The sequence below is a fragment of the Corynebacterium sp. Marseille-P3884 genome (assembly GCF_017942225.1).
Taxonomy (GTDB): domain Bacteria; phylum Actinomycetota; class Actinomycetes; order Mycobacteriales; family Mycobacteriaceae; genus Corynebacterium.
Genome location: NZ_JAGKSD010000021.1, coordinates 1 through 16,226 on the forward strand (window position 1 = coordinate 1; position 16,226 = coordinate 16,226).

A 16,226-nucleotide genomic window follows, 5' to 3' on the forward strand; every position below is an offset into this window, starting at 1 on the left:
TCCATCAGCTTCTCGCTGATCTCGTTGACCCTCGCCGGGTCATGGCTTTTCTTCGGTGACACCGTAGTCATTATCGGTGAAACTCCTTCTAGATCAGAGCCTCACACACAAACTTCCTGACACTCCCCGCAACGTGTGGTGGGATACTCCAAGCAGCTCACCGACCTCCGTGTAGGCGCGTTGCAGTGAGCAAGACTCCAGACGGACCATTTCGATGATCTGATGGACCGCCTTCTCCTTGAACTCAACGGAATACTTTCTGGGCATAGTGCCTAATCCTTCCTTACCTGAGGTAGGAACTGAACCCAGGACGCTTCAGGCCATCGCCCCGAAATCCCGTGCACCGCACACCCACCCAAATGCTGTGCCGGACAGCCTGCGCAGCCACATCATCGACATGCGCAAAGAACTCACCAAAGCAGGACTCGACGCAGGCCCAGACACCATCGCCTTCCACCTAGACAGGCAGGGGCTTCGCACCCCGTCAACATCGACAATCCGCCGCATCATCACCGATGCCGGACTCGTCGACCCGCAACCACAGAAGAAACCGCGCAGCTCCTACATCAGGTTTGAAGCCGCCATGCCCAACGAATGCTGGCAAGCCGACATCACCCACCTCTTTCTCATCGACGGCAGACGCGTAGAAGTCCTCGACTTCATCGACGACCACTCCCGCTACCTGCTATCAATCACCGCCCGGCCAGCATTTACAGGCCCAGCAGTCGCAGCAGAACTCCAACGCCTCATCGATACTTTCGGCCCACCGGCATCCACACTCACCGACAACGGGCTGGTGTTCACCGCCCGGTTAGCCGGACGAAAAGGCGGCCGCAACGCTTTTGAGAAAGTCCTCACCGACAACTGCATCCAACAGAAAAACGGTCGGCCAGGACACCCACAAACACAAGGCAAAATCGAACGCTTCCACCAAACACTCAAACGCTGGATCAACGCCCAACCACCCGCCGAAACCATCCCCCACCTTCAACGACAACTCAACGAATTCGCCGCCTACTACAACACCGAACGCCCCCACAGATCACTTGGGCGGCGCACCCCACAACAGGCATACACAACAGGGCCCAAGGCCGAACCCAACCACACCCCCGAAGAAGAATGGCGCGTCCGCAACGACGTCGTCGCCCCCAGCGGCAAAGTCACCATCCGCTACGCCGGCAGGCTCTACAGCCTAGGAATCGGACGCGCCTACAGCGGTGAAGAAGTCCTGATGATCATCACCGACAACCACATCACAACATCACTAAAAGAAACCGGCGAACCCATCGCCGAGCACTACATCGACACATCCCGCAATTACCAAAAAGCCTACTGGCGAAAAGGCCAACCCCCACTGACCTAAAAACAAAACCGGCGCCTTGGAAAAATAAAAACCAAGACGCCGGTTTGTCCACCATGTCGCGACTCATCTGTCAACGATGTCGCGACTGAGGACACATGGCGCCCCAGAGAGGAATCGAACCTCCGACACCGGCTTTAGGAGAGCCGTGCTCTATCCACTGAGCTACTAGGGCAACGAGAAGCTACGTTACCGCACCGCGTTCACGGCATGAAAGAAACGTCTCGAACTGCCCATACCCCGGCAAAGAAGTTTTAGAGCCGCTCCAGGACCTGGACGAGCGTTTCGTTGGCGGCCTGGATGGATTCCTCGGAGTCATCGGTAATGACGACATGGATGACGTTTCCGTCCTTCACGGCCGTAGCGTTGTACAGCTTGGATACAGTGCCATCGCTTATCGCGGAAGTCTGCAATGTCGCGCCCCCTCTGTCTGCATCGGCGTCCAAAGGGAGTTGCACCCGAGTGACGTGCTGCGAGTATCCGGGCATGTCTTGCGTGAACTCGTTGCAGTTCTCGGGGTCGTGGACATCCGCGGCGAAAGGGTCGTACGCAATGTCGGCACGGTACGCCATAATCGTGAACTGATCGATCCCCAAGTCGGCCATCGCGTAGGATTCAGGCGTCTTCTTGTCCGGCTCGACTTTGTCATAAGCTGCCCGCGACAGCTCCTTGCACTCGGGCGGATCTGTCTTCATATTGTCGACGGCATTATCCGCAATCGCATCTCGCTCCATCTGGACGAAGTCTTCTATTTCAGCTGGCGTGCGCACAGCCACCGGCTGCTCCTTGTACGTAACCCCCTCCAGCAATTGGGACATGTTGAGGTTCGCGGAGGCCTCGGATTTGGAGTCCTCCTCATTCCTTGCTTTCCCATCCTCCGCCCGAGAGGTTGAAACCGAGCTGTCTTCCGTCGGCGCAGACGTGGGCGATTCCGGCTGGTTATCCGGGCTACAGCCAGCAACGGTCAAGAGCACAGCGATGGCGGTGGTCGCTCCGAGCGCTTTGAGGCTGCGCGAGAAAGGCAGAGTCCTATGCGTCATGGCCCCCATGGTATGTGCCCAAAAACCCATTGTCCGAGGAAATCGCCCCACAAACCGAATTAGGACACAATCTTGTTTTCTAATTAGGCATGCCTTACCATTCAAAGGGTTACCTGAAACTAAGCATAGGCTTACTTATTTTGAAAGGTGGATCGTGAAGTTTCCACGCACACTCGCAGCACTGCTGTTTTCGTTCATCGCAGTGCTCGGTCTCGCCGGCTGCTCGTCCGACTCGAGCGGCAGTGACGCCGCAGGTTCCAATGGGGACGAGAAAAATGGCGAGGCAGTTCTGACCGTCACCGACGCGGCGGGACGCACCGTCGACTTCGAGAAGCAGCCGGAGCGCATTCTGCTCGGCGAAGGTCGCGGCATTTTCGCCACCTCGATCCTGCAGGACAATCCGTTTGAGAAGGTCGTCGCGTACGGCGATGACTTCGAAAAGGCGGCGCCGGCGATGCGCGAAAAGGTCTTGGAGAAATTCCCGGAGGCCAAGGACCTGCCGATGATCGGCTCCCTGCAGAAGGGCGACGTGACCGTGGAGAACCTCCTGGCGCAGAAGCCGGATGTGGTTGTCATGACGCTGGACCAGAAGAAGGTCGCGGAGCAGAACGGCTTTTTGGCCGATATGGACGCAGTGGGCCTGAAATACGTGTTCACTGACTTCCGCCAGGACCCTCTGAACAACACCGAGGTGTCCATGAAGCTCTTCGGCGACCTCTTCGGCAAGTCCGATCGCGCAGAAAGCTACAACAAGTTCTGGTCTGAGAAGGTCGCCGACATCACCGACCGCGTGGCAAAGACGACGGAGAAGCCCAAGACCGTCGTGTGGATGGCAGCCGGCTTCAAGGATTGCTGCGCCATCGCGGGCGACGCCAACCTGGGCAAGCTCGTCGACGCGGCAGGCGGCCATAATATCGGCCCGGAGATTCTCGGCACCGACGAAACAGAGATCACCGTTGAGAAGCTGGTGGAGGTCAATCCGGACAAGCTCATCGTTTCCGGTGGTGAGTGGGCGCGTGACCCGCAGAAGACCGACGCTTTCAGCCACGTCGAGCTGGGCTACCAGGCCGACGAGGCAGCGGCACGCGATTCCTTCGGCGGTCCGCTCAAGACCCCGGGTGTGGAACAACTGACGGCCCCTAAGGAGGGCGATTTCTTCGCCGTCTACCATCAGTTCTACGACAGCCCGTACAACGTGTTCGCTCTCGAGGCATTCGCCAAGTGGCTCCACCCGGAGGAATTTGAGGACCTGGACCCGGCGAAGAACTTCGAGGACTTCCACGCCGAGTGGATGCCGTTCGACTACAGCGGCACCTTCTTCCTCGACGGATACGAAGCAAAATAAGCGATAAGAAAAGAGCTCAATGACCACACGCGTAGCGCCCGACACCGACTACGAGAAGGATTCGCCGGACCGTGCGATTGAAAACTACCGTCGCCGCGGCCGTCGTAAAGCAATCGCAATTGCCCTTCTTGTCCTCGGTGCGATCGCGAGCTTCCTCGTTGCGGTGGTCGTTGGGCCCATCGATCTTTCGCTTAGCGACGTCTTCCGCGCCGTCTTCGACCCCGATTCCGTCGACCAGCAGACTGAGACCGTCGTGCGCACTCTCCGCCTCCCGGCGGCGGTGATGGCGGTGCTCGTCGGTGCGTCATTGGGGCTGTCCGGCGCGCAAATGCAGACAATCTTGGAAAACCCGCTGGCGGAGCCGTTCACCTTGGGCATTTCCGCGGCGGCTGCCCTCGGCGCGGCGGTGTCGATCGTGATGGGCTGGACGCTCATCTTGAATGCGCAACTCAATCTCGCGCTCACCGCGGCGCTGTCGGCGCTGTTCGCCGTGCTGATCATCGCGGGTGCCGCGATCTGGCGCGGGGCGAGCGCGGAATCGATGATCCTGCTCGGCATCGCCCTGTCCTTCTTCTTCCAGGCAGTGCTCTCCTTGCTGCAGTACGTAGCCTCTAATGAGGCGCTCCAGCAGATCGTGTTCTGGACGATGGGCTCGATGCAGCGCGCGTCGTGGACCGCGAATATCGTGATCGCCGTCGTGCTCGCTCTGGCGATCCCCTTCTGCGCCGTCAATTCGTGGCGTCTCACCGCTCTGCGTCTCGGCGACGACCGCGCTGCTGCGATGGGCATCAACGTCCAACGCCTGCGCGTGACCACCTTGCTGGTCGCGTCGCTGTTGGCGGCCGCATCTGTCGCATTCACGGGCATCATCGGCTTCATCGGCCTGGTCGGCCCGCACATTGCGCGCATGATCGTCGGTGAGGACCAGAAATTCTTCCTCCCCGGCGCAGCTGCTGCCGGCGCAATGCTCATGAGCCTCGCGTACGCCGTGTCCTTGTCGATCATCCCCGGTGTGGCTATCCCCCTCGGTATCATCACCGCACTTGTCGGCGTACCGTTCTTCGTGTTCCTCATCTTCACCCGCTCGCGTGGAAGGAGTGCTTAAGCCCCCATGGCCATCAGCGCAAAGAATCTCACCGTGCGGTACGGCCGGACGACGATCATCGACGACATGACCTTCGGCCCGCTCGAGGACGGCAAGATCACCGGCCTCATCGGCCCGAACGGCGCCGGCAAATCGACGCTCGTGAAAACCCTCGCCGGCATCAATAAGCCCTCCGAGGGCAACGCGGACATCGTCGTCGACGGCCGCACGCTGAGCGCCAAGGAGCGCGTCCAAGCTGTCGGTTATGTGCCGCAGGACATGCTCTCGCGCGCAACGCTCACCGCATTCGAATCCGTCATGGTCTCCGCGCGCCGCCGCGGCGAGGGCAACGGCAACGCACTGCAGACGACCGCCGAGGTCATGCACCGCCTGGGCATCACGAAGCTGTCGGACCGCATGATTTCGGATATGTCCGGCGGCCAACGTCAGCTCGTGGCCGTCGCGCAGATGCTCGTGCGCTCCCCGCGCATCATGCTTCTCGACGAACCCACCTCCGCCCTCGATCTCCGCCACCAGGTGGAACTGCTGCAGATCATCCAGGACGAGGTCCGCGGCGACGACCGTCAGGCCCTCGTCGCCCTGCACGATCTGAACTTGGCCGCCCGTTTCTGCGACGAGCTGTTGGTGATCAAGGATGGCCAGGCGATTGCCAAGGGCACTCCGGCTGAAGTATTGACCCCGGATTTGCTCGAGCGCGTCTACGGCATTTCCGCCCGCATCATCAACGACGCCGGCGTGCCGATCGTGTGCCCGGTGCTGCGTCTCCCCCGCCACGAGACTCCGACAGACGCGGGTCCGATGGACCCGATCGCGGTCGATGTCGAGAATGCAGATCCCGACGTCATCAACGCCGTCACCTCGGCGCGTGCCTAGACTGTCTGCATGACTGGATACCTGGCCCCCACCAAGAAAGCTCGGGTCGCGGACCTGAAGCAGAAAAAGCGCGACGGCGAGAAGTGGGCGATGCTCACCGCTTACGACTATTCCACCGCCCGCGTCTTCGCCGAGGCCGGCATCGAGTGCATGCTCGTCGGTGACTCCGCTGCCAATGTCGTCTACGGCTATGAGACGACCAACCAGGTCTCCGTCGAGGAGATGACCTACCTCGCCGCCGCAGTCGTCCGCGGTGCTGGCAATGCCCTCGTCGTGGCTGACCTCCCCTTCGGCAGCTACGAGGCCTCCGACGAACAGTGCGTGCGCACAGCCACCGAGATGATCCGCCGCAGTGGCGCCCACATGGTGAAGCTCGAGGGTGGCGTCCGCATCGCCCCGCGCATCAAGGCGCTCAAAAACGCCGGGCTCGCAGTGTGCGCCCACGTCGGATTCACCCCGCAGTCCGTAGACAACTTGAGCGGCTTCAAGGTCCAGGGCCGCGATGAGAGCGCCGACCAGCTCTGGGCCGACACCAACGCGGTCGTCGAAGCGGGCGCGGACATGGTCGTTTTCGAGATGGTCCCGGCTGATCTGGCCAAGGAGATCACCGCCAATTGCCCCGTTCCCACCATCGGCATCGGCGCTGGCCCGGACACGGATGCGCAAGTGCTGGTCTGGCACGACCTGGCCGATTTCCCGGCAGGCGGCCACCGCGCGCGTTTCGTGCGCCAATTCGGTGCGGTCGGCGAGGCACTCAGCGCAGCCGCCGCCGATTACAAGCGCGCCGTCCACGAGGGCGAATTCCCCGCGGACGAGCACACCTTCTAGGGCTTAGACCTGAATTTCGACGTTGTCGATCAGGCGGGTCTCCCCGACCTTCGCGGCGACGAGCAGACGCGCGGGGCCGGTGTAGCCCTCCGGAAGCTCTTCGAGCTCCGGCGTGGTCACGGCGAGGTAGTCGAGCTCGATGCCTTCGGCGGACTCGAGAACCGCCAAGGCATCGTCATAGCTGCCCGTCGCCAATGCGCGGGACAACATCAGCGCAGTGTGGTGCTCTTCCTCGCTCAGGTAGCGGTTGCGTGACGAGAGCGCGAGTCCGCTGTCTTCGCGCACGATCGGGCAGCCGTGAACACGCACCGGCAGGTGCAGGTCCTCGACCATCTGGCGGATGAGAGCTAGCTGCTGGTAATCCTTCTCGCCGAAGAATGCGTCGGTGGCGCCGGTGAGGCGAAACAGCTTGGCCACCACTGTGAGCACACCCGCGAAGTGGGTCGGGCGGGTTGTTCCTTCCAGCACCGATCCGAGCGGCCCCGGGTGGATCGTGGTGCGGGGGCCGTGGGGGTACATCGTCGATACGCTCGGCGCGAAAACCGCTTCGACGCCCTCGGCTTCGAGCTTCGCGATGTCCTCCTCGAGCGTGCGCGGGTAGGCGTCGAGATCCTCTCCCGGCGCGAACTGCAGGGGGTTGACGAAGATGCTCACCACCACCGGATTGCCTAGCTTCTGAGCCTCGCGGACAAGGGAGATATGGCCGCTATGAAGAGCGCCCATCGTGGGGACGAGCGAGACGGCGCCGCTCGCGCCTGCGCAATCAAGCGCCTTCTGAAGCTCCTCAGGAGTCTTGGTCAGTTTCGTCATGCGGCTCAGCGTATCGGTTCAGCGCATCGAGGTGGCCCTCGAGGGCCTTCTCCCCTGACTTGGTGAGGGTGACCCACACCGTGTCTTTCGCACGAGTTGACCCGTATTCGCGGAACCTGGAGACGTAGCCGTGCTCCTCTAAGACGCCGAGCTGCTTGGACAGGGTTGCATCCGACAGATCAGTGATATCCCGCAGCCGCGAGAACTTCATTTCGCGGCGCGTCGTGCCTTCCGTCGCACCGCCAGCGCGCAGCGCCGCACAGATCTTCAGGCGGTTGAGGGGATGAATGACTGGGTCGATCAATGGTACTTCCTCCACGACAGGCCGTAGACCGCGGTCATCGCTGCGGCGGCAATGATTCCCACGACGATGCCGACCGTTGTGTTCCCGTCCGGGTAGTGGTCGGCGTAGACCTGCATTCCGATATACGCGATCGTGTAGAGCACCATGAACGACAGGAACCGCTTCCAGCTCCACGAATTCTCTTCTTGCTGCACGTCCTGCTTCATCGCGGTGCGGACAGTCCGCTTACTGCCAGACTCAAGCACAATCATGAGAACCAGCGAAACGAGAATGACAAGCAGTCCCCATACGTATCCGGCCATCATGATGCCTACACCGAGACCGAAGGTCAGCCCCACGGCAGTCACCATGCCCCACGGGACAGGCACCTGCGCGGCGCGCGCCTCAATATCGCGGACGGCCGCGAGCGATTCATTCACCTCTGTCACATTCATTGCATCTCCCTTGTTTTCCACATAAGAAAGCATGACACTTTCCAATCGAGAAAACAAGTGGAAAATTGAGACTCAGACGTTTGTGCTGGCCACTTGTTATTCATGTTGCTAATGTTTCGATTGTGACTACTAATGATTTCTCCCGTCGCCGCTTCCTGAGCCGTGCCTCCGCCCTTGCCGTCCTCGGCGTCGCCGGCGCCGCCGGAGTCTCTCGCATCCCGTCCGCCGACGCCCAGAACCGTCAACCCATCGGCACCGTCCTCGACTACGCCGCCGGAATCCCGTCCGGCCGCGCCATCAAGGCCGCTGGCCACATGGGTGCCGTCCGCTACGTCTCCCAGCCACGACCCGACTCCGTGAGCTGGATGAAGGCAAAGCCGGTGCGCATCGCTGAGACCCGGGATTTCGCCGCCAACGGGTTGTTCACCGCCTCCGTCTACCAGTTCGGCCGCGCCCAGACCGCCGACTGGCTGATGGGCGCCGCTGGTGCAGCGGTCCACGCCCCGCAGGCGATCCAGCTCCACCGCGCAGCCGGCGGCCCGAACGGCAAACCGATCTACGTCGCCATCGACGACAACCCCACGCGCACGCAGTACACCAACCAGATCCGCCCGTACCTGCGCGCGTTCCAGGCCGCATTGTCTGCGGCCGGTTTGAAGACCGGCGTGTACGGCAACTACAACGTCATCCAGTGGTGCGTGGAGGACGGCATTGCCTCCTACTTCTGGCAGCACGACTGGGGCTCCGGTGGAAAGCTCCACCCGCGCGCGAATATTCACCAGAAGGCCAAGTGGCAGAAGCACATCGAGGGCCACCTGTGCGATATCAACAACGTCTACACCACCGATTGGGGCCAGTGGCAGCCCGGCCGAGCCAGTGCCCCTGCCCCAGCACCGGCAGCGCCAGCGAAGCCGCAGCCTCAGCCGGCACCTGGACCTGCACCCGCTTACCGGATCCCGGAGAACTCCTCGGTGCCGGACTTCTCCTCCAACCCCACTCCGCAGGGCATGTCCTCGGAGGCGCAGAATTTCGCCCGCAATATCAAGCCGGAGGACCTCAGAAACGCCGCGGAATTCGCGCGCCAGTTCATCAAGTAGTCAGCAATGGCATAGGCCAAAGCTAAACCCAGCTATCTGGTTCCAGATAGCTGGGTTTGCGGGCCGAGGGGCGAGGAGGCAGACGCAGCTGTCAGCGAATGCCTAACCCGGGAACTCCCGCGGATCCTTGGACTGGCGATGCCCCTGAACGCGGTCGAGGCGGACGACCTCGTCATCGCTGAGCGCGACGGAAAGGGCGCCGTAGTTCTCCGCCAGACGCTCCGGGTTGGCCGTCTTCGGGATGACGGAGATGCCGTGGGCCAGCAGGTGTGCCAGGGCGACCTGACCCGGGGTGGCGTCGTGGGCCTCGGCGATCTCGGTGATGGCGGGGTCACTGAGGATCTCTCCCCTGCCCAGCGGAGCCCAGGCCTCGGTGAGGATGCTGTGCTTCGCGTGGTGCTCCCGCAGCTGGGGCTGCGTGAAGCCGGTATGGAGCTCCACCTGGTTGACCGCGGGGGCGGTGCCGGTGGCGTCGATGATCTCGTCGAGGGTCTCTTCGTAGAAATTCGCTACACCGACGGAGACGAGGTCGCTGCGGTCGCGGACATCGATCAGCGCGCGGTAGGCATCGACGAATGTGCCGTTTTGTGGCCACGGCCAGTGCACCATGAACAGATCCAGATAGTCGAGACCCAGGCGCTTGAGGGATTCGCCGAAGGCCTCGGCCGCGCGGGGCTGATCGTCGTTCCAGACCTTCGAGGTGACGAAGAGTTCTTCGCGGGTGACGTCGCCGGCGCGGATAGCGTCGATAAGCGCTTGCCCCACGGCTTCCTCGTTGCCATACAAGGAAGCGGTGTCGAAGTGGCGGTAACCGAGCTCGATCGCCCGGCGGATGAGCGCGACCGTGTCGGATGCGGGGCCGTCGAGCTTGTACGTTCCCAGCCCCAGCCGCGGCATGGAGGCGCCGCTGTTCAGCTCAAAGAACTCAGCGCCTGCCATTTAGTTCGCCTCGAGCAAGTCGATGACGAACACGAGGGTGCGGCCGGACAGCGGGTGACCGCCACCTGCCGGGCCGTAGGCCTTCTCCGGCGGAATGGTCAGCTGGCGGCGGCCGCCGACCTTCATGCCCGGGATGCCGTCCTGCCAGCCTTCGATGAGGCCAGCGAGCGGGAATTCTGCTGCTTCGCCGCGGTCCCAGGAGCTGTCGAATTCGTCGCCAGTCTGGTAATCCACGCCCAAGTAGTGGACCTTGACCATGCCACCGGCTTGTGCTTCCTCACCCTCACCGATGACGATGTCTTCGATCACGAGGTCAGTCGGAGCCGGCTCATTCGAGACGTTGATGGTCGGCTTGTCCATAAAAGATTCTCCTTGACATTCGGGGCTGCACGCATGGCTGCGCTGGGCTTCCATACGAAAATGCGACCCCGCCGAAAAGATTACCGGCCCATTATAGGCCCGGTTTCTTCAATCAGCGGAATCGCATTGAGGTGCAGGCGGCGCGTTTCGCACCGCCTTAAAAGCGTATTAACGCTGGTCGCGCGGAACGAACTCGCGCTGCGTCTCGCCGGTGTAAATCTGGCGCGGACGGTTGATCTTGGAGTTCATCGCGAGCTGCTCGCGGTAGTGAGCAATCCAGCCCGGCAGGCGGCCGATGGCGAACAGGACGGTGAAGAAGTCCGTCGGGAAGCCCATCGCGCGGTAGATCAGACCGGTGTAGAAGTCCACGTTCGGGTACAGCTTACGCTCGATGAAGTAGTCATCGTTGAGGGCGATCTCCTCGAGCTCCATCGCCAGGTCGAGCAGGCTGTCGCCGCCCAAGTGCTGCAGCACCTCGTGAGCGGACTCCTTGACGATCGCGGCGCGCGGGTCGTAGTTCTTGTACACGCGGTGGCCGAAGCCCATCAGGCGAACGCCCTTTTCCTTGTTCTTCACGCGGTTCATGAAGTCGGACGCGTCGCCGCCGTTGTTGTTCTGGATGTCCTCGAGCATCTCCAGCACTGCCTGGTTCGCACCGCCGTGCAGCGGACCTGCCAGTGCGTTGATGCCGCCGGCGATGGAGACGAACATATTCGCCTGCGCAGAACCGATCATGCGGACCGTGGAGGTGGAGCAGTTCTGCTCGTGGTCGGCGTGCAGAATGAGCAGCTTGTCCAGAGCCTTGACCACAACCGGGTCGACCTCGTACGGCTCGGTCGGGTAACCGAACATCATGCGCAGGAAGTTCTCGCGCGGGTTCAGAGCGTTGTTCGGGTACATGTACGGCTTGCCCTGGGAAGCGCGGTAGGCGTACGCCGCCAGCATCGGCACCTTGGCCATCAGGCGGACGGTGGCCTTATCCAGCTGCTCTTCGTTCAGCGGGTCCAGCTGGTCCTGGTAGTAGGCGGAGAGGATGTTCACCGAGGAAGCGAGCACTGCCATCGGGTGCGCATCGCGCGGGAAGACGTTGAAAGCGGCCTTGAAGTCCTCGTCCAGCAGGGTGTGGTGGCGGATCTCGGAGTTGAACTTCTCCAGCTCGTCCGCCTTCGGCAGCTCACCGTTGATGAGCAGGTAGGAGACCTCGTTGAAGGTGGCCTTGTTCGCCAGGTCGGCGATGTCGTAGCCGCGGTAGCGCAGAATGCCTGCGTCACCGTCGATATAGGTGATCTTGGACTCAGTCGAACCGGTGGAGACATACCCCGGATCGAAGGTGACTAGGCCGGTCTCGCCTAGGAGGTTGCCTAGGACGAAGCCGTCGTTGCCCTCGGAGGCACGGATGAAGTCCATCTCGTACTCGCCGCCGGGGTAATGCAGTACCGCTTTGTCCTGATTCTCAGAAGCCACAGTGAACCTTTCGCAGAGTCGTTGGGCGGTGCGTGCCCGGCTACAGCGCTATCTCCGTATAAAGCGGAAGACGGCTGCACACATAAGCATGCACCGAAATTGACATGAGACAACTCTATCAGCAGATGTGATTACCGCGACACTGTTTTGTCCGCACACGACTTGCCACAGCTACAGCCCTCCGCCAATCCGGCCGCATAATTCCACCTGACGGGAGTGCCGTTTCAGTTATTGTGAACGGAATAGAAGTTTTAAAGCGATAGTTAAGGGGCATCCATGACCGACTACCCAGCACTTCCCGCAGAGTTCGCTCCCAGCGACGGCCGCTTCGGTTGTGGCCCGTCGAAGGTGCGCCCGGCCCAGATCGAGGCGCTCAGCAAGGGTGCAGCCGCGGTGATGGGCACCTCCCACCGCCAACCGGAGGTCAAGAACCTGGTCGGCCATGTCCGTGAAGGTCTGGCTGAATTGTTCTCCCTTCCGGACGGCTACGAAATCGTGCTTTCGCTGGGTGGCGCGACTGCGTTCTGGGATGCGGCGACTTTCGGCCTGATCGAGAACAAGTCGGCGCACCTCACCTACGGCGAGTTCTCCTCCAAGTTCGCCAAGGCGTCCAAGCAGGCACCGTGGCTCGAGGATCCGGCCATCGTCGAGTCCGAGCCGGGCACCGCACCGGAGCCTGGCGAACTGGACGGCACTGATGCGGACGTCGTGGCATGGGCGCACAATGAGACGTCGACAGGCACGATGGTGCCCGTCACCCGCCCGGACACCGACGCGCTCGTGCTTATCGACGCAACGTCAGGCGCCGGCGGCCTGCCCGTCGATATCTCCCAGACTGATGCGTATTACTTCTCCCCGCAGAAGTCCTTCGCCTCCGATGGCGGCCTGTGGTTGGCTGCGATGAGCCCCGCGGCGATTGAACGCATCGCCAAGATCAAGGAGTCCGGCCGCTTCATCCCGGCATTTTTGGACCTGCAGACGGCAGTGGACAATTCCCGCAAGAACCAGACCTACAACACCCCGGCCGTAGGCACCCTGCTCATGCTCGCCGACCAGGTGAAGTGGATGAACGACAACGGCGGTCTGGACGGCATGGTCAAGCGCACCCGCGCGAATTCCGAGGCCCTGTACTCCTGGGCGGAAAACCACGAGCACGCGACCCCGTTCGTCGCCGATGCCGAGAAGCGCTCCTATGTCGTGGGCACAATCGATTTCGACGATTCCATCGATGCGGCCGAGCTGGCCAAAGCGCTGCGCGCGAACGGCATCATCGACACCGAGCCGTACCGCAAGCTGGGCCGCAACCAGCTGCGCATCGGGATGTTCCCGGCGATCGACACCGAGGACGTGACCAAGCTGACGGGCGCGATCGACTTCATGCTCGGCCAGGGCGTTGGCGCGAAGTAACCGGGTTCAGGGCCTTTCATCGGTTAAAGTGTGTCAGTGAATGACACCGGTGTAAGGAGTTGTGGATGCGCGAGCTCTTTGTAGTTGCAGAAGAATCGACGGATACCGTCTGGGTGCTGCGCACCGAGGACGGCGAGCGATTCCGCATCCCCCGCGCTGATCTCCGCGAGGTAGGCGAGCCGGATCCCGTCCTGTTCGACGCCGAGCGCGATTACACCGACGCCTTCGATAATTCCGCCGAAGAGTACGAGCTCGTCGATGCCGAGCTTGTCGACGAACCGTCGCGCCCCACCTTCACCGTCTATTCCAGCGACGACGAACCGGAAGCGCCCGACACGATCGACACAACAGAAGTAGCCGAAGAAACCGAAGAACCAGCAGCATCTGCAGAGCTCGCAGAGCCAGCTGAACCAGCAGAACCCGCAGAGCCGGTGCGCACCCCGGTCGAGCCGGATCCGCTGTTCGCCACTCCCCTGTCTATGCGTCCGAATGAGATTCAGGCCCGCATCCGTGCGGGCGCGGACGCGGCCGCACTGGCCGAGGAGATGGGCGTGGCTGAAAGCCGCATCGAACCGTACGCGCACCCGGTCCTGCTGGAGCGCGCGCAGGTCGCGGAAGCCGCCAAGCAGTCCCACCCGGTCCGTGATGACGGCACTGCCCCGGACACGCTCTTCGAAGTCCTCGCGCTCGCTTTCGCGGCGCGCGGCCATGTCCTGTCCGAGGCCCACTGGGATGCCGTGCGCGAAGCAGGTGAACCGTGGGTCGTGCGCGTGACGTGGAAGGCCGGCTTGCAGGAGCACAGCGCGGAATGGTTCTTCCGTCGCTCCATGGGCAGCCCCGCCACCACCGAGCCGCGTGACCCGGTCGCAGCGGATCTCATCGACCCCTCGTTTGCCCAGCCGGTACGCTCCCTGTCCGCGCACACGGCATACGAGCCGGAGCCGGAGTACGTGGAAGACGAGGCGTACCCTCAGGACAATATCCCGCACGAAGAAGAGAACCTGTCCGTCACCCAGACCCAGCCGAATGAGTTCGCGGAAGGTGATTTCCTCCAGAATCCGGAGCCGGAGGAGAAACCGCAGAAGCGCCGCCGCAAGGCTGTCACCCCGCACTGGGAAGACGTGCTCTTGGGCGTGCGCACCAATACCAAGCGGCCGAAGTAGAGCTGGGTAGGAACGCGCAATGAGCTATCCCGCAGTGGTGACATTCTGGTACGTCGGCACCGCCAACCCTGCGGCGGTGCTCGAGGCGGAGCCGAAAGCCGACCGGGGCTTCGGCCGCAAACTCTTGTCCCAGCTCAATCCCCGGTGGCCGATCACGCCGATCGGGCAGTTCCCGTTGAACCGTTCCACGAAACCATCAAGGGCAGAGTTCTATATCGCCGGTTATCCGGGCGTGGCTGTGCTGCAGACTTTCGTGGAGGACTGCGGAAAGCTCTCGGACATCTCCCCTGACCTGCTCGCTGCAGTCCCCGCGGATGATGTGTTCGTCTTCGCGGAGGGCACCGGCGACGGTGCTGGTTTCGGCGGCTTCGCGCACTTCCACGGTGAGGAGGTCTCCCGCAGTCTGTGCGCCACGCGCACCGCTTTGATGGAGGATCTCGGCCTGCCGGAGCCTTTCGAGGCGCCCTATTGGGCGGGCGAGCGCGCTGAACAAATCGGCGGTATTTCGCTGCCTTTCGAACCGGTAGATCTCATGCACGCCGCGGAGACCGCGTGGCTCGGGGTCGATGTCTCCCCGGACGGCCCCGATATCAATGTGGTGGGCTATGCCGTCGACGGTCGCCCGGAACCGAAGGTGGAGCCGCGCAAACCGGAGACCAAAAATGTCGCGGAGGTCGCTGCGAAATTCTCGAGCCCGAGCGCGGACTACGACGATTATGAGGAGACCGCTGACGACGAGCAAGGCGGCGAATTCGCTCAGTTCGCCGATGCCTCAGCCGCGGCAGCCCGCCGGATTGGACGAGGTCTGAAGCGCCGCTGGCGCGACCTCAAGGACGCCGTGGTGGAACGGATCCGTCACTCAGACCGCTGAAAGCTCAACGACCGGTCGCGCTCGTAGAACGCGATCGCGGCGGAGGTGGCCACGTTCAGCGAGTCGGTGCCATTCGCCATGGGGATGCGGGCACGGATATCAGTGGCACGCATGGCGTGCTCCGTCAGTCCGGGGCCCTCGCCGCCGACGAGGAGGGCGACTTTCTCATAGGGGGCGCCGGTGTCGTCGATAAGCGCGTTGGCGAGATGCTCGGCCTTGTCGTCGGGGGTGAGCGACACTAGGCGGAAGCCCGCTTCGCGCAGTTGCTCAAGCGAGCGCTGCCAGGTGGTCACCGTGCCCTCGAGGTGCGCGAACGGCAGGCGCAGCACATGCCCCATAGACACGCGCACGCTGCGGCGGTACAGCGGATCTGCCGTGCCAGCGCCGAGCAGCACGCCGTCGACGCCCATTCCTGCGGCATTGCGGAAGATCGCGCCGATATTCTCGTGATCACCGACGCCTTCGAGCACGACAAGGGTGCGTGAATCAAGGAGCTTATCGACGTCGCGTTCCGGCGCGCGGTCCGCCACCGCGATGATTCCGCGGTGCATGTCGTACCCAGCGACCTCGGCGAGCAGCTCGCGGGTGACCACGTAGACGGGAACGTCGATAGGCGGCAAGCCTTCTTCCTCGCGCTGGGCGAAGAATGTGTTGAGCTTCTTCTCAAAGCCGACGACGCAGCGCAGCGGGTAGCGCGAATCGATCACGCGCCCGCCGACGAGCGGTCCTTCCCCGAAAACGAGGCCTTTCGCGTTGTCCATGGTTTTGAGATCGCGGACATCGTCGAGACGCGGATCGGCAGGATCGGTGATGTGAATCATGGCGG

General features: G+C 62.4%; 16 protein-coding genes, 1 tRNA gene and 2 pseudogenes. 9 read left to right on the forward strand and 10 right to left on the reverse strand.

Annotation, left to right across the window (positions count from 1 at the left end):
- Positions 1-126: 126 nt before the first annotated feature.
- Positions 127-267: pseudogene (locus J5Y21_RS10715) on the reverse strand (IS3 family transposase); the annotation flags it as partial.
- A gap of 52 nt (positions 268-319) precedes the next feature.
- On the opposite strand from J5Y21_RS10715, the pseudogene J5Y21_RS10720 reads away from it, so the two are divergent.
- A pseudogene (locus J5Y21_RS10720) lies at positions 320-1,363 on the forward strand (IS481 family transposase); the annotation flags it as partial.
- 96 nt (positions 1,364-1,459) lie between these two features.
- Here the strand turns inward: J5Y21_RS10720 and J5Y21_RS10725 are convergent.
- Both J5Y21_RS10725 and J5Y21_RS10730 read right to left on the reverse strand, forming a co-directional pair.
- Positions 1,460-1,535: transfer RNA gene (locus J5Y21_RS10725), tRNA-Arg, on the reverse strand.
- Between the two features lie 79 nt (positions 1,536-1,614).
- Positions 1,615-2,400, reverse strand: coding sequence for a hypothetical protein (locus J5Y21_RS10730; protein ID WP_210575587.1), 786 nt, complete (start codon positions 2,398-2,400; stop codon positions 1,615-1,617).
- Positions 2,401-2,554: 154 nt separating this feature from the next.
- Between J5Y21_RS10730 and J5Y21_RS10735 the strand changes: the two genes are divergently transcribed.
- Genes J5Y21_RS10735 through panB form a run of 4 tightly spaced genes read left to right on the forward strand, consistent with a single transcriptional unit; the run spans position 2,555 to position 6,551 of the window.
- The gene (locus J5Y21_RS10735) at positions 2,555-3,745 is read left to right on the forward strand and encodes an ABC transporter substrate-binding protein (RefSeq protein WP_210575589.1); all 1,191 of its coding nucleotides are present in this window, start codon (positions 2,555-2,557) and stop codon (positions 3,743-3,745) included.
- 19 nt (positions 3,746-3,764) lie between these two features.
- The gene (locus J5Y21_RS10740) at positions 3,765-4,850 is read left to right on the forward strand and encodes an iron ABC transporter permease (protein ID WP_210575591.1); all 1,086 of its coding nucleotides are present in this window, start codon (positions 3,765-3,767) and stop codon (positions 4,848-4,850) included.
- 6 nt (positions 4,851-4,856) lie between these two features.
- On the forward strand, positions 4,857-5,723 hold the full coding sequence (locus J5Y21_RS10745; RefSeq protein WP_210575594.1) for an ABC transporter ATP-binding protein: 867 nt from the start codon (positions 4,857-4,859) through the stop codon (positions 5,721-5,723).
- A gap of 9 nt (positions 5,724-5,732) precedes the next feature.
- Positions 5,733-6,551 carry a 3-methyl-2-oxobutanoate hydroxymethyltransferase gene (panB, locus tag J5Y21_RS10750; protein ID WP_210575596.1) on the forward strand — a complete coding sequence of 273 codons (819 nt, stop codon included), beginning with the start codon at positions 5,733-5,735 and terminating at the stop codon, positions 6,549-6,551.
- A gap of 3 nt (positions 6,552-6,554) precedes the next feature.
- Here the strand turns inward: panB and panC are convergent, their stop codons facing one another.
- From panC to J5Y21_RS10765, 3 genes are read right to left on the reverse strand one after another with little or no spacing between them, the layout of a single operon-like run.
- The gene (panC, locus tag J5Y21_RS10755; RefSeq protein WP_210575598.1) at positions 6,555-7,361 is read right to left on the reverse strand and encodes a pantoate--beta-alanine ligase; all 807 of its coding nucleotides are present in this window, start codon (positions 7,359-7,361) and stop codon (positions 6,555-6,557) included.
- Positions 7,336-7,665 carry a transcriptional regulator gene (locus J5Y21_RS10760; protein WP_210575604.1) on the reverse strand — a complete coding sequence of 110 codons (330 nt, stop codon included), beginning with the start codon at positions 7,663-7,665 and terminating at the stop codon, positions 7,336-7,338. The genes panC and J5Y21_RS10760 overlap by 26 nt, the downstream gene beginning before the upstream one ends.
- Entirely contained in the window at positions 7,662-8,099 is a 438-nt protein-coding gene (locus J5Y21_RS10765) for a hypothetical protein (protein WP_210575611.1), read from the reverse strand. The genes J5Y21_RS10760 and J5Y21_RS10765 overlap by 4 nt, the downstream gene beginning before the upstream one ends.
- Before the next feature lie 122 nt (positions 8,100-8,221).
- Between J5Y21_RS10765 and J5Y21_RS10770 the strand changes: the two genes are divergently transcribed.
- Positions 8,222-9,196 carry a DUF1906 domain-containing protein gene (locus tag J5Y21_RS10770; RefSeq protein ID WP_349236995.1) on the forward strand — a complete coding sequence of 325 codons (975 nt, stop codon included), beginning with the start codon at positions 8,222-8,224 and terminating at the stop codon, positions 9,194-9,196.
- Positions 9,197-9,298: 102 nt separating this feature from the next.
- Here J5Y21_RS10770 and J5Y21_RS10775 read toward each other — a convergent pair whose 3' ends face one another.
- The 3 genes from J5Y21_RS10775 to J5Y21_RS10785 all read right to left on the reverse strand — a co-directional run bounded on the left by J5Y21_RS10775 (position 9,299) and on the right by J5Y21_RS10785 (position 11,959).
- Positions 9,299-10,135, reverse strand: coding sequence for an aldo/keto reductase (locus J5Y21_RS10775; protein ID WP_210575613.1), 837 nt, complete (start codon positions 10,133-10,135; stop codon positions 9,299-9,301).
- Positions 10,136-10,495, reverse strand: a complete 360-nt coding sequence (locus J5Y21_RS10780) for an FKBP-type peptidyl-prolyl cis-trans isomerase (RefSeq protein WP_210575615.1) — start codon at positions 10,493-10,495, stop codon at positions 10,136-10,138.
- Positions 10,496-10,663: 168 nt separating this feature from the next.
- Positions 10,664-11,959 (reverse strand): citrate synthase, encoded by a 1,296-nt coding sequence (locus J5Y21_RS10785; protein WP_210575627.1) that lies wholly within the window; start codon positions 11,957-11,959, stop codon positions 10,664-10,666.
- 276 nt (positions 11,960-12,235) lie between these two features.
- On the opposite strand from J5Y21_RS10785, the gene serC reads away from it, so the two are divergent.
- From serC to J5Y21_RS10800, 3 genes are all read left to right on the forward strand, one after another.
- A complete protein-coding gene (serC, locus tag J5Y21_RS10790) occupies positions 12,236-13,366 on the forward strand; it encodes a phosphoserine transaminase (protein WP_210575629.1) in 1,131 nt (376 codons plus the stop codon).
- A 65-nt stretch (positions 13,367-13,431) separates the two neighbouring features.
- On the forward strand, positions 13,432-14,529 hold the full coding sequence (gene sepH / locus J5Y21_RS10795) for a septation protein SepH (protein ID WP_210575631.1): 1,098 nt from the start codon (positions 13,432-13,434) through the stop codon (positions 14,527-14,529).
- Positions 14,530-14,548: 19 nt separating this feature from the next.
- On the forward strand, positions 14,549-15,400 hold the full coding sequence (locus J5Y21_RS10800; RefSeq protein ID WP_210575633.1) for a hypothetical protein: 852 nt from the start codon (positions 14,549-14,551) through the stop codon (positions 15,398-15,400).
- Here the strand turns inward: J5Y21_RS10800 and J5Y21_RS10805 are convergent.
- Positions 15,385-16,221, reverse strand: a complete 837-nt coding sequence (locus J5Y21_RS10805) for an RNA methyltransferase (protein ID WP_210575635.1) — start codon at positions 16,219-16,221, stop codon at positions 15,385-15,387. The two genes, J5Y21_RS10800 and J5Y21_RS10805, sit on opposite strands and share 16 nt — an antisense overlap.
- Between the last annotated feature and the right edge of the window lie 5 nt (positions 16,222-16,226).